Origin of the sequence: Advenella sp. S44, from assembly GCF_002810445.1 — a bacterium.
Lineage (GTDB): Bacteria > Pseudomonadota > Gammaproteobacteria > Burkholderiales > Burkholderiaceae_B > Advenella.
The window spans coordinates 949,787-963,287 of sequence record NZ_NEXS01000003.1 but is presented as its reverse complement, the minus strand read 5'-3'; the positions used below and the strand labels follow the sequence as shown (position 1 = coordinate 963,287).

The 13,501-nt window shown below is 57.3% G+C and carries 8 protein-coding genes and 1 other RNA gene; 1 reads left to right on the top strand and 8 read right to left on the bottom strand.

The window, feature by feature from the left end; all coding sequences use genetic code 11:
• Window positions 1–7: 7 nt before the first annotated feature.
• Window positions 8–1,078, bottom strand: coding sequence for a glutamine-hydrolyzing carbamoyl-phosphate synthase small subunit (gene carA / locus CAP48_RS08510; RefSeq protein WP_242444453.1), 1,071 nt, complete (start codon window positions 1,076–1,078; stop codon window positions 8–10).
• 191 nt (window positions 1,079–1,269) lie between these two features.
• A complete protein-coding gene (locus CAP48_RS08505; protein WP_153045667.1) occupies window positions 1,270–2,133 on the bottom strand; it encodes a hypothetical protein in 864 nt (287 codons plus the stop codon).
• 404 nt (window positions 2,134–2,537) lie between these two features.
• On the opposite strand from CAP48_RS08505, the gene tal reads away from it, so the two are divergent.
• Window positions 2,538–3,497: a transaldolase gene (gene tal / locus CAP48_RS08500; protein ID WP_100696727.1), complete on the top strand. Its 960-nt coding sequence runs from the start codon at window positions 2,538–2,540 to the stop codon at window positions 3,495–3,497.
• A 224-nt stretch (window positions 3,498–3,721) separates the two neighbouring features.
• Here the strand turns inward: tal and recR are convergent, their stop codons facing one another.
• The 6 genes from recR to CAP48_RS08470 all read right to left on the bottom strand — a co-directional run bounded on the left by recR (window position 3,722) and on the right by CAP48_RS08470 (window position 13,287).
• Window positions 3,722–4,333 carry a recombination mediator RecR gene (gene recR, locus CAP48_RS08495; protein WP_100695548.1) on the bottom strand — a complete coding sequence of 204 codons (612 nt, stop codon included), beginning with the start codon at window positions 4,331–4,333 and terminating at the stop codon, window positions 3,722–3,724.
• Window positions 4,333–4,659, bottom strand: a complete 327-nt coding sequence (locus tag CAP48_RS08490) for a YbaB/EbfC family nucleoid-associated protein (RefSeq protein ID WP_100695547.1) — start codon at window positions 4,657–4,659, stop codon at window positions 4,333–4,335. The genes recR and CAP48_RS08490 overlap by 1 nt, the downstream gene beginning before the upstream one ends.
• Before the next feature lie 41 nt (window positions 4,660–4,700).
• Window positions 4,701–7,058: a DNA polymerase III subunit gamma/tau gene (gene dnaX, locus CAP48_RS08485; RefSeq protein ID WP_100695546.1), complete on the bottom strand. Its 2,358-nt coding sequence runs from the start codon at window positions 7,056–7,058 to the stop codon at window positions 4,701–4,703.
• Between the two features lie 63 nt (window positions 7,059–7,121).
• Window positions 7,122–7,219, bottom strand: an RNA gene (ffs, locus tag CAP48_RS08480) — signal recognition particle sRNA small type.
• Window positions 7,220–7,274: 55 nt separating this feature from the next.
• The gene (locus tag CAP48_RS08475; RefSeq protein WP_369806332.1) at window positions 7,275–10,613 is read right to left on the bottom strand and encodes a UvrD-helicase domain-containing protein; all 3,339 of its coding nucleotides are present in this window, start codon (window positions 10,611–10,613) and stop codon (window positions 7,275–7,277) included.
• The gene (locus tag CAP48_RS08470) at window positions 10,600–13,287 is read right to left on the bottom strand and encodes a PD-(D/E)XK nuclease family protein (RefSeq protein WP_100695544.1); all 2,688 of its coding nucleotides are present in this window, start codon (window positions 13,285–13,287) and stop codon (window positions 10,600–10,602) included. Before CAP48_RS08470 ends, CAP48_RS08475 begins: the two co-directional genes overlap by 14 nt.
• Between the last annotated feature and the right edge of the window lie 214 nt (window positions 13,288–13,501).

Sequence of the window (13,501 nt, the reverse complement as noted above, 5' to 3'; positions counted from 1 at the left end):
GATATCTCTAGTTTTTTTCGCTCATGGAGCGGATGAATTTTTCAAACAGCACGATGATGTCGTGTGGACCCGGACTGGCTTCGGGGTGACCCTGGAAGCAGAACGCAGGACGATCGGTAAGTTCAAATCCCTGGAGTGAACCATCAAAGAGGGACACATGAGTAACGCGGGCGTTATCGGGCAGCGTATCGGCATCAACGGCAAAGCCGTGATTCTGGCTGGTAATGTATACCCTTCCGGTTTGCACGTCCTTGACCGGATGGTTGGCTCCGTGATGACCATTTTTCATTTTGACCGTACGCGCATTGACCGCCAGGCCCATGATCTGGTGACCCAGGCAGATGCCAAATAGCGGAATGCGCTTTTCCATGACTGCGCGCGCCGTTTCAATGGCGTAATCGCAGGGCTGCGGATCGCCAGGGCCGTTGGCCAGAAATACGCCATCGGGATTGAGGGCGAGCACGTCGGCCGCAGGTGTCGTTGCGGGCACGACCGTCAGCCGACAGCCCAGATCGGCCAGAATGCGCAGAATATTGGACTTGACGCCGAAGTCGTAAGCGACGACATGAAACTGTTCCTGTTGCGGCCGGGTGTATCCCTCGGTGCGCTGCCAGGTGCCTTCACGCCAGTCTTGCTGGGCGCTACGGCTGACCACTTTGGCCAGGTCCTGGCCAGTCATGCCGGCATACGAAGCGGCCAGCGCAACGGCCTTTTGCTCATCGTCACCGACGAGGATGCAGGCGCCCTGGGCCCCGCCCTCGCGCAGGCGACGGGTCAGCTTGCGAGTGTCAATGCCGGAGATAGCAACCACCCCCTGCTCTTTCAGATAATCTGGCAGCGACTGGGTAGCACGAAAATTGGAAAGACGACGCGGGCAATCCCGGACGACCAGACCAGCAGCATGGACCTTTGACGACTCGACATCTTCGGGGTTGACGCCCGTGTTGCCGATATGCGGATAGGTCAGCGTGACAAGCTGGTTGGTATAGCTGGGATCGGTTAGAATTTCCTGGTATCCGGTCATGGCCGTATTAAATACCAGTTCGGCCACACTATGGCCGTTTGCCCCGATGGACATTCCCTTGAAAATCGTGCCATCTGCCAAAGCTAGAATTGCGGTAGGAAATTGAGGATTATCCTCGAATATGGAAGACGTGAGCACGCAGAACCCCAAATTTTGGTATCGATAAGTAAACCTTTCTATTATACCGAGTAAGGCCTCACGATAGAAAAAATTTGGACCAATTTTCGCAAGAAAACGAAATTGGGTTACTGTCTTTCAACTTCGAACGCATGCGCCAGTTTGCTGCGATCTTCCACGACAAGATAGCGCAACATTTCCCGGTAGCTGTTGTCCTGGTAGCTTAAAATGCGCACGCGCGTGCCCCGGCTCTCTTCCAGATAACTGAATATGATCGGGTGATTATTGCGGCGCAAGTTGCCGATCTGCATCGCGTTGGCACGCAAATCCACGACGGCCCGCCAGTCCTTGCCGCCATCGTTTTCCAGGATCCAGTTTTTGCGCTCGCCGTTATCTGCCTTGCACTTGACCAGCACATAGGCTTTGCCAGAGACTTTCAGATTGGTACTGAAAAAATCAAGATCATCGATGCCACCACCGCCACAGAATTTATTCTGGCCGGGCAGCGGCAGATCCAGGCCGCGCAAGGAAAGCTTGGGCAAAGACAGCAAGGCACCCTCAACGCTGATCGGCTGGTCATCTATGCCATACACCGGCGTGCGATCAAGATTGGTTTTTGCCCAGTCGACCATGGGCGGCAGTTTGTCATGCAGGCATCTGAGGTCGCGACAAGCAAGTAGCGCTTCGGTACGCTTTCGGATGATGTCAGCCATGACCAGCGGTCTGTCGGTTTTGGCAAGCAGAGCCGAACTGTTATAGAGCCAGTCTGCCAGATTGCGCGCGATCGTGCGGTCCTGGCACATGTTCTGGGGCCAGGGCCTTCTGGCCTGCTGCAACAGACCGACCGCACCGGCGCCAAAGTGATTTTGGACTTCGGCCTCGGGCAGACAGGGATTCAGGGAAATTTCCTGTTGTGCGGAACCGACACCGGTAAAGGGATTTGCGAACGAAATTATCTGGCTGGATGCGGCTGGTATATACGTACCTGACATCACAGCGAGCCCCGTCAGCAACATCGCCCTGCACCTCTTGACAAGCATTCTGCCCCTAACCCTCTCGTGTACAGTTTTGAATGAAGTAGCAAGCCGGGCGACCGAGCCCATTGCTAATCACGTTTACAATATTTAAGCGCGTTTACATTCGCATTTCTTCGCGCAGCTATAAACACTACCAGTGCGGGGCTTTGCCGCCGGATTTCCCGACCAAATCCCATGACAATATCCGTCAGCAGACCAGTATTCTAACCTTGCCTGTATATTGCGGGTAATATACACGTATCCGTAAGATTTTGAAATAATCAACTGGTAATTTACAATTTTTCATTAGGCCGGAACGGGTCAATATTTTGCTGCAAAAGGCAGACCGACCCGTTACCGGCACGCAGGAAATATTTTATATGAATCAACTTGACCAACTCAGAAAATTCACAACTGTGGTTGCCGATACCGGCGACTTCGAAAGCATGCGCGAGCATAAGCCCACGGACGCCACCACCAATCCGTCGCTGATCCTCAAAGCCCTGTCCAAGGATGTCTACCGTCCTATTTTGCACGATACGCTGGCCACATACCCCAACGAATCACCCGCAGACACACTGGATCGCATTCTTGTCGAATTTGGCAGGCGAATTTTGGAAATTGTCCCGGGCCGGGTCTCTACCGAAGTGGATGCAAGACTGTCTTTTGATACCGAAGGCACGGTCGCCCGGGCGCGCCGCATTATCCAACTGTACGACGAAGCCGGCGTAGACCGCAAGCGCATCTTGATCAAGATCGCCTCGACCTGGGAAGGCATTGCTGCGGCCCGTATCCTGGAAAAGGAAGGCATTGCCTGCAATATGACATTGTTGTTTTCCCTGATCCAGGCGGTCGTCTGCGCAGACGCTGGCGTGACACTGATTTCGCCTTTCGTGGGCCGGATTTACGATTGGCATAAAAAGACGGCAGCGAGCAACTGGGTAGAGGCGGACAACAGCGGAACAAACGATCCTGGCGTGCAATCGGTCACCCGCATTTACCAGTATTACCGCCGGCACGGCATCAAAACCGAAATCATGGGCGCCAGCTTTCGCAATGTGGGCCAGGTACTGGCGCTGGCCGGTTGCGACCTGCTCACGATCAGCCCGGAATTGTTGGGCGAACTTGCCAGTACTGAAGGCGCCGTGCGCGCGCAGCTGGATGAGTCAATGGCAGCAAAAGCGGATATTGACTCCATCGCGCCGGAAGAAAAGAACTTTCGCTTCCTGCTCAATGAAGATGCCATGGCCACGGAAAAGCTCAGTGAAGGCATACGCACTTTTGTGGCCGATGCGATCAAGCTGGACACATTGATTGAAGAGAATAGGAAAAGCGCTTAAGAGATCTGTGCTGAAAAAGGAGGACAACCGCGAGGGGACCCTGCGCTTTTCACTGGATGGGTGACAAACCCATTTTCTGGCAAAAGGTGTGCTTGCGGATGGAGCTTTGCGGTTGCAATGTAATGCTTTTTTTGTCAGCCGCTCGCGGCGGCTGGTCTTCACACCACGCCCAAGCATCATGCGTCACGTAGCAGCCCGCAGAATCCTGAATCGGACCGCCCGACTTAATCGGCGCCGCGACGCTCCATAAAAGCCCAGGCAATGGTGCCGGCGTCTACATACTCCAGCTCGCTGCCGGTCGGAATCCCACGCGCAATTCGTGATACCTGCAAGCCTTTCTCACGCAGGATTTCGGTCAAATAATGGGCGGTGGTCTCGCCTTCGGCCGTGAAATTGGTCGCCAGAATCACTTCGGTGACCGTGCCATCGGTGGCCCGCTTCAGCAGCCTTTCGAAGTTGAGCTGAGCGGGACCCACGCCCTCAAGCGGCGCTATCCGGCCCATCAGCACATAATACAGGCCTTGATATCCGTGACTGGCCTCGATCATATTTTGATCAGCCGGTGTCTCCACAATGCAAAGCTGCGTAGCATTGCGCTTGGGATTAAGACACGTTTCACAAATGTCATTGCGGGAAAACGAGTTGCAACGGGCGCAGTGCCGAATGTCGGTCACGGCGGTACTCAGCGCACGCGACAACTGATCGGCGCCCGCAACATCGTATTGCAACAGGTGATACGCCATGCGCCGCGCCGAGCGCTGACCTACGCCAGGAAGACGACGCAGCGCCTCGATCAGGGCGCTTAGCGGCTCAGGTTCGGGCAACATGTCGCGCATCAGAAGGGGAATTTCATTCCTGGAGGCATAGGCATGCCGGCAGTCACGCCAGACATTTTTTCCTGAGTGGTTGCCTCGGCCTTGCGCAAGGCATCATTGAAAGCGGCCGCAACCAGATCCTCAAGCATGTCCTTGTCGTCGCCAAGCAATGTCGGATCAATCGTGACTCGTTTAACGTCATGGCGGCAGGACATGGTGATTTTGACCATGCCGCCGCCGGATTCGCCATCCACGAGGATATCGGCCAGGGCGTCCTGGGCTTTCTTCATGTTGTCCTGCATTTGCTGGGCCTGTTTCATCAGACCGGCCAGTTGATTCTTCATCATAATGAATAAGTTCCTATATTTTGCAATCTATGCGGTTAACTTCAAGCGCTTTTCTGCCTGAAAGGCTCTATGCTTCCAGGCACGATACGCGCACCCAGATCAGTTATCAGTGTATTAATAAATTCGTTTTCCTGCACCGCTTTTTCCACCCTTTTCTGCAATGCCTCACGTTCGGCCTGCTCCACGGCGTGCAGGGTATCATCGCCGGTACGGCCAAAAACCATATCGACCCGGACCACCTCGTGGAAATACTCAGTCAGCGCAGTTTCCAGCTTGATTTTGGCGTTCAGGTCATTCTGTCCCTTGACCGGAATTCTAAGGGTAATAATATTCCGCTTGTGACCGATCCATTCGCAGCGACGAGCCATTTCGGCAGCATAACCCGTAAGCGGCAACTCGGCGACCAGTTGCACCCATTCACGTGCGTTCATGGCCGACAGTGGTCGATGCGCTTGCGGATCTTCATGGGCAGGAACCCAGGTCTGATCTGCCTCGACAACAACATTGTCGACAGGCACGATATCGCCCTCTTCGTCTGTCTGGCCGGCCAGTCCGGCCGCTTCCCAGTCGGGCGGGATGTCTTCCCACACTGGCGGACCGTCTTGAGCCGAGTTCTCGCCAGCGTGCGGCACCGGAGCACAGTTCTCCGTTTTTGTCGGGTTGTCGTTCTGTGTTGGCGGCACACCAGGCTTATTGGCCGAATCGGAGGATCCGGCTGGCTGTCCAGCGGGTGCGGCGGCAACAGAAGTGGCGGCAGTCGGTGGGTCTTCCCAGGCAGGTCGCTCCTGCGACCGGTCCGACGCAGGCGGCACTGACACAGGGGCAACCACAATGGGCTCGCATTGCGGCGCCAGCACCACCGGCAACACGCCGTCGCGGGTAACGATTTCTCGCGTACTGATATCCGAGGCAAGGGGGGGCGCCGCATTTTCGCCAGTTGCCGACGCAGCAGGTGTTTTTGACGAGGGCGAATCGCCCTCGTTCGAAGGCGGCGACACGGAAGCTGAACCGGAAGCTGGTCTCGTAGCCGGTCCGCTAGCTGACGCCATTACCGTTGGCGCAGCGCTTGTGTCATTCAGATTTTTTTTTTGCTCGCCTGTTGCGCTTGTGGCTACTAACGATTCTGCCGACGCAGGTGTCGGCTGCCCATCCTGTTTCGGATCGTCGGCACTCGCGGACAAGGTCTGTGACTCATGTTGGGCTCGCGTGGTTGCAGGGCTAGACGCTGCGGCGGTCGTTGTTGCTTCTGCCCTGTGCGCAGTTGACGCGTTGCCATTGCCCGACGGCCACTCGCTGGCCGTACTATGCGCAGGTTCGGAGGTGATCAACGACAGCATGCGCAGACAAGTCATCACAAAGCCGGCATATTCATCCGGGGACAGCGCCAGTTCGTTGCGTCCATGTATGGCAATACTGTAGAACAGTTGCAGGGTATCAGGGTGGCAGGTGCGGGCAAGACGAACAATATCGTCCTGCAATACCGCCTCGGTCAGCGCTGTGCCCGGCAGGCGCTGCTCTATGGCAATCTGCGACAGCAAAACGGCCAGGTCGGCCAACGCGCCACTAAACGAATAGCCGCGCTCATATAATTCATTTGCAATATCCACCACGCCCTGCGCCGACCCCTGGTTCAGGGAGTCAAGCAGGCGGACCAGAAAGCGCTGATCAATGGTGCCCAGCATATCGCGCACGGCCTCACCAGTGATGTTTGAACCACTGAATGCAATGGCCTGATCGGTTAGCGAAAGCGCGTCACGCATGGAACCGCCTGCCGCCTGTGCGATCTGGCGCAGACCAGGGACCTCAAAGGCGATTTGCTCTTCGGTCAATACATTATTCAGGTGCGAAACGATGGCGTCTGGCGGCATTTGCTTCAGATTGAACTGAAGGCACCGCGATAGGACGGTAACCGGCATTTTCTGCGGATCTGTCGTCGCCAGGATAAATTTGATGTGCGGCGGCGGCTCTTCCAGCGTTTTGAGCATGGCGTTGAACGCATGCCCGGAGAGCATGTGCACCTCGTCGATCATGTAGATCTTATATCGACCCGAACTGGGAGCGTAAACTGCCTGTTCCAGCAGTTGCGTCATTTCCTCAACCCGACGATTGGATGCCGCGTCAAACTCCAGGTAATCAACGAATCGTCCTTCGTCAATTTCGACGCAGGCGCGGCATACGCCGCAAGGTTTTGACGTGATACCGGTTTCGCAGTTGAGTGATTTGGCCAGGATGCGTGAGAGCGTCGTCTTGCCGACTCCTCGGGTACCTGTAAACAACCAGGCGTGATGAAGGCGCTGGGTGTTGAGTGCATTGGTCAGCGCCCGGACCACATGGTCCTGGCCGACAAGCGTTTCGAAGGAGCGAGGACGCCACTTACGGGCAAGGACAAGATAGCTCATACTAAATATTGTAGCCCAGAAAAAACTAACGCCACCACAAGGGTGACGTTAGCTCAAGAATGCGGGGGTGAGCCTTACTTCGGCACTGAACCTAAACAACTATGGCTGCTTCGTTCCCGACCTGACCAGTTTCATCGCCGGTCCATGCGAAGGGACCCACCGCTTTGCATTTTAGCAAGTTTCGTCTCGCTTGGGGAAAAATTAGCCTGCCGGTTCTCAGAGAGCCGGCGCAAATTGGATCCAGTCCCCCGTATCCAGCGCAAAAATGGCCGCTGTGGCAGTGCGGCCGTCGATTTGCGACAAACGTTCACAATAGCCTTGCAATTGTCCCTGGTAGGTTTCTCGCATGCGCGCCTCGAACACCTCTTGCGGCTCGTGCTCGCGACGCACGCCTGTCTTGAAATCGACTACCAGCCATCCGCTGTCGGTAGAGATTGCCACGTCTACGATTAGCAGCTTTCCGTCCAGACTAGTCAGTGGCCACTCCTGCCGGGCCTGATCGTGCGAAAGCAGCCAGCGACCTTTTTCCGATGCCACGCAGCGGCTGAGCAATTCGCACACGCGTTGCGCACCACTGCGCGCCTGCGCCTGATGCAGCCCTTCATTTTCCAGCTGACGCACAATCACGTCTTGCGCGGCTTGCAGCCTGGCGTGATCCCATCCCCGCATGCGGTCCTGACCAATGCGGGCCAGCCATGCATGCGCCACAGTACCAATGCTTGCCTCGTATTTATCGTCAAACTGCCAACCGGTACCAGCAGAACCCGATATGACACTTCTGTCGGAGACGACTGGCAATTGCGTAAGCGCGTGAGTGGCAATCCGGCTCAGAACCGGTCCTTGCAGCCCCGGCGTATCGGCATCGGCAGTTGCCGCCTCTTGCGGCGCCTGGGGCGCCGGAGGCGTAAATGCAAACAGTGAAAAGAGACGCGACAACAGCGAGCCGCGTGGCGGATCAACGACCTGTCCCTGCTTACACTGGACTTGCGAAACGAGATGCAGACGCTGGCGGGCACGGGTAGCGGCCACATATAGCAGACGATCAAGCTCGTAGTCGCTGCGACGTTTTTCCATTGCGCCCAGCATCGCCGACAACTTGTCTGTTTCCTCTGCTGCCTTGGGCTTGATAGGCCCCATCAGCAAGCGATTCCGGTTGCGCTCAAAGCGAAGCAATGGCGCGGTATCTGAGCGCGGTTTGCGATGCAGCCCGTACAAAATCACCTCTTCGAACTCCAGCCCCTTGGACTTGTGCATGGTCATGATTTCCACCGCGCGCCGCTGCGCATTCGTTGCCGAATACAGGCGTGCCAGCGCATCCTCCAGATCGGCGGGGTTCAGGTCGCCGTAGGGCGCCAGCCTGTCGAGCAGATCGAATACGGCCTGGAAGTCGGCAAACGCCGTATCGCCTGCATACACGCCGTAGCCGCCCAGCGCACGCCAGACCGACTCCACATGCGAGGAAAATGCAGTCTCGGCAGTCATATGACTGCGATCAAGCAGGATCCGCGCGCAACGTTGCAAGCGTGGCCATTCGTCGCCAAGCAGTGGCGCAAATTCAGCTTCGCGGGCCAGCACGGTTTGCAAACGAAAGGCAACAGTATCACGACTGTCGCCAAACAGATGCGTGAGCGCCTTGAGCGTCAGACCACACACCGGCGAACGCAAGACAGACAGCCAGGCCACGCGGTCGGCCGGATGTGCAAGCGCGCGAACCAATTGCACCAGGTCGGTTACCGATTGCTCTGCGCGAATCGGGTTAAGCTCGACTGCCCGTACCGGGATCCCGTGACGCTGCATCAGCAGCATGAGCGCGCCCAGATGCGTTCGCGCCTTGACCAGGATGGCCACCGGATGATCGCTATCCGGGTTGGCGGCGAGCGCTTCCCGCACCAGATCCAGCGTCAATTGCTCGGCTTCGGCCTGAACCACTTGCGCATCCTTGTCTTCGGGCTGGTAAATCGGATGAAGGCGCACGGCCGGGCCTTCGGCTTCGGGATTGAAGGCCACCGAGTCCGTATATCGGATCGCCCCCAGCGTCAGATCGTCATCTTCCGGAAACACGCGACTAAATGACTGATTCACCCAGTTGACCACGCCGGCCTGCGAACGGAAGTTTTCCGACAGGACCAGTTTTTCCAGATCGAGCCCGTTGATCCCTTCACGCGCCACGCTCAGGAACAGGCCAACATCGGCTTTGCGAAAGCGATAAATGGACTGCATCGGGTCGCCCACCAGAAAAAGTGTGCGGCCATCGCCCGGGCTCCAGCCCAGCGTCAGTTTTTCGACCAATTGGATTTGTATCTGGCTGGTGTCCTGAAACTCGTCGATCAGAATATGCGAAATGCTGGCATCCAGCTTTAGCAGCATATCCGTGGGGTCGTCTGTGTATCCCAGCGCCAGCGCCGCTCTTTGGGCGATCTCGATAAAGTCCACCTGTTTTTCTTCACGAAAAACCAGGGTCAGCTCAGCGGCCGCCAGTTTGAGCGTTTCCAGCAAGGACCGGATGATTTTTTCCTGACGCTCGCTTAGCACCTCCAAGGGCAAATTGCTGATTTCCGCTAGCAGGCCGGCCCAGTGCTCGCTGTCACTCTGCCAGGCATCAAGCCACTCCTGCATTGCCTGCTTGTGCGCACTTTTAGGCGGAAAACCTTCCTTGACAGTCAGGCGTTTGCGCAAGCCGCCGCTACCGGTGAGCAACAGGCGCGACAAGGCATGCCATTGCGGCAAGGCCTCAACGGAACCGGCCAGCGGCACACCGTCCCAGTCCATGAGCGCATCCAGCATGCAGACGGCTGTCTCGGCCTGGCTGGCAGCAGCCAGGCGCGCAATGGGTGCCAGCTCGCCGGCGTACGAAAACGGCATGGCCTGTGCCAGCGCGTCCAGTTTCTGCTCCATGACATCCGTGAGCGCTATCCGTAGCTGGGTCATGGCAGCCTCGGTATTGACCGTCTCCTGCAGCCACTGGTCGCGTCGCGCAAGCATATCTACGATCAACCGCTCTACCGATCCGAGGTCGATGTCCATATGCAGCAATACGTCTTGCACGCTTTCGTTATGGTCGACATGTTCCAGTAATCGCCTGGCCGCCTGCATATATAGCTGCTCGGGGTTGTCGGCGATGCCCGGCATCCCGCCCATAGCGGACATCCATGGCATGGAACGGACCAATTGCGCGCAAAAGGCGTCAATCGTACGCACCTTCAGCCGCACCGGGTGATTCAGCAGGTCCCAGCCTTGTTGCTCATTGCGCGCCAGCGCCGCGCGTGCCAGACGCCAACTGTTTTTTTCATGCGCGCTTGCCGGCTCCTGGTCAGACAGGCCGGAACGCAGCTTGCGCAGCACCCGGGCATGCATTTCGGCAGCCGCCTTGCGCGTAAAGGTAATGGCCAGAATTTCTTCGGGCCTGGTCACGCCTGCGAGCAGCGCCAGAATACGGTCAGTGAGTAGCTCGGTTTTACCCGAGCCGGCTGGCGCCTGGATAATGAACGATTTATCCGTGCGCAGCGCCTGTACCCGCGCCTCAAAATCACTGGGCTGACGTTCACTCATCTTCACTCTCCTGTGCCAGGCGCAGAAACGGCAGCACATCACAATAAATCAGGTCATTCACAGCCCAGCTTCGGTTGTCGGCTACCCCGTCCGACATGTCGCTGGCCAGTTGCTGCAGACTGCGTTCCCAGCCGTCCAGCAACGCCTCCCAGCTTTGCGCTGGCGCCAATTTGGCCAGGGGCGTCACGCCCGCTATTTCGGCACCGTTATCACCCAAGCCGCTCAGTTCCGTTTTCTTTGCATTCAATTTTGCAAACAGCAGGGCTTCTATCTGCCCGCGTCCCCCCGTTTGGTCGGGCTGTCGCAGCACCGTGGCGTATAAGGGCAGTTGCAGGTTGACTGGCTGAGGGCGCAGCCAATCTTTCTGAAAATCAGGTGTGCGCTGCCCGGACTTGTAATCCATCACGACTTTGGCGCCGTGCCCGGTCTCATCGATCCGGTCGACCCGCAGATTAACCTTCACACTGGCATGATGCCAGCTAGCCGCCTGTTCGACACCCACGATATGAAATGACGGACGTTGCCGCTCCAGATCCAGCAATGTCATCATGACTGCGTGACCGCGTTCCTTTTCCATTGCCGCCAGTGTAGGTGACACCCCGTCCAGCGTCTGGTCTGCCGCCATGGCCACGGCCTGCGCCACCAACTCCTGCTGCTGAGCCTGGCCAAGTTGCGCCAGGCGTTCGGACGAGCCCAGCATTTCCCATACTTTTTGGGCCATGCTGTGCAAAAACATGCCGCGAATGGCTGCGTTCAGCGATTCCGGATAGGGCTTGAGCCCTTTGGCCAACAGGCGATACCGCACGTACCCCCAAAGCGGATTGAGCGCCTGCGTCTCCAGCAGATCTGAGCCGCCCTCCAGAATGTGCGCCAACGGCAAACCCCGATTGTCGTTCAGTGTTTCCATTGGCAACGAGGCGCAGCGCGCCAGGGACTGACATTCCAGTGTGTCGTTACCTTCTTCCTGCGTGACTTGCGCGCCGAGAAAAAAGCTGAGCAACGGTGATGGACGCAGCGCTCTATCGGCCTCGCTGGCCGCATAACTGAGTACAACACGGGGCGCAACGCCACACAATGCCTGCAGCATATCAATTGCCCAGGCTTTTTCCCGCTCTGGTGTGGCGCGCGGCGCCCCCGCTCTGGCTAACGCGGCCACGGGCAAAAACGGATTCGGGTCAGGGCTGGCTGGAATCACGTCATCGGTCAGGCCAAGCACCCAGACCGAATCCCATTGACCGTGCTCAGCCTCAAGAAAACCCAGAACATCCAGTCTGACACGTTGATCGCGTTGCGGCTGAAACATGGATTCCCGGGCCATACGCTGCAGCAGCCCAATGGCAGGCATGCCCGACAGCCGCCCCGCGTACAGGTTTAGCAATGAAAAAGTATGCAACAGAGCATCAAAAGCGGCGCACACCTGATAATTGGTACTTGATAGCGCACTACCGGGAAAACCTAGCAATGCCAGCGTCTCGCGTATAACCTGTGTCCAGTGCTCGGTGTGATGGCGCCCAGCGGACGCGGCCTGTCGCCAGTGCGCAATCGCCTGCCGAAAGACATCAGAAAAATCAGGGACGTGCCGGTCCATTTGGGCGCATACCTGATCTGTATTCCAGGCAATGTTTTGTGATTCGCGCAGGCGCGCATCCAATACCGCCATGGCCGACTGTTCGGCCGCGCTTGCGCTGCAAAACCCGGCCAGCAGCGCCTGCCCAAACTGTTGAGGCCGAACCGAACCCTGATCGCACAGGCCGGCAATCAGGGACAGCCATCGAAAGGCGGCAAGAACAACAGGCCACTCGCCAAGCGCACGACCCACCGTCATGTTGTAACGATAGGTGGGCGCAAAGGGAACGGGCGACAGTTCACGGTCCAGAATGCGTCGTGCGAATACGGCATCTGCTTCCATGGCTGGAGAGACAATGGCCACGCGTCGTTGCGGATCGGCTGCCAGCTCGCTGGCAGCCCAGTGTGCGGCGGCTATCCACTCACTGCTGCGATCTTTTTGCACCGACAGTATGCGTTGCGACTGCTCGTGCCTGGGCAAGGACAGCGATACCAGCCGACAACCGCGATCTGCACACGCCTGCAATAGTCGCGTCAATCGCGGCGAGTATTCGTTAAAGCCAGCCAGGACCACAGTGCCTGGCAGCCGCAACAGACGACCGGCTTCGATCGAATCGATCAGCGTGTTATACAGGTGGTTGTCGTCCTGCGCCTCCAGTTCTCGGCAGCGTACTTCGTACTGATTGCGCCACTGCATAAAACGCAGATATTCTTCTGTCTGCTCCTGGGGCTGGACCTGAACCTGCCATTCATCACGATCGTGGCTGGCCGCCATGGCACGCGCGGCCGCCATTTGGACGTCCATGAGCGGCGTGTCACCCTGCATGGAAGAGACGACTTCCTCCCACAACAGGCGAGCAGCAAAAGCACTGAGTCTGTGGCTGCGTACGGTAGGATCGGCGCAAAAAAGCCGCTCCTGATGCAGTTGATCCAGCCAACGCGTGAGCGAATGGGCGGCGGGCAACTGCAGCACGGCCCTGCCGCGCCCGGCCTGCTCGAGCAGCAACGCGTGAACACGCCAGACGAGGCGGTTATTGACGGTAACAACGACAGTTGTATCCGGATCCAGCGATGCCACCGTGTCTGGTGTGACCGCATCTATTGAACGTGCCATGTGAATGCATCCGAAAAAACAATCCGGCGTGTCAGACAATGACCCGCCTCAATCACAAACCGGTATTATGACAGGCATTGATTGGCATTGTTGCGCTGGCAACGATGCATGCGGTAGTTGCGATATCGGCAAACCACCGGCCCGCCTCGTGATACCCGGATATTCCGCGTGAACAAAACAACGTGCACATAAAGAAAAAGAATACCGAGGGTGA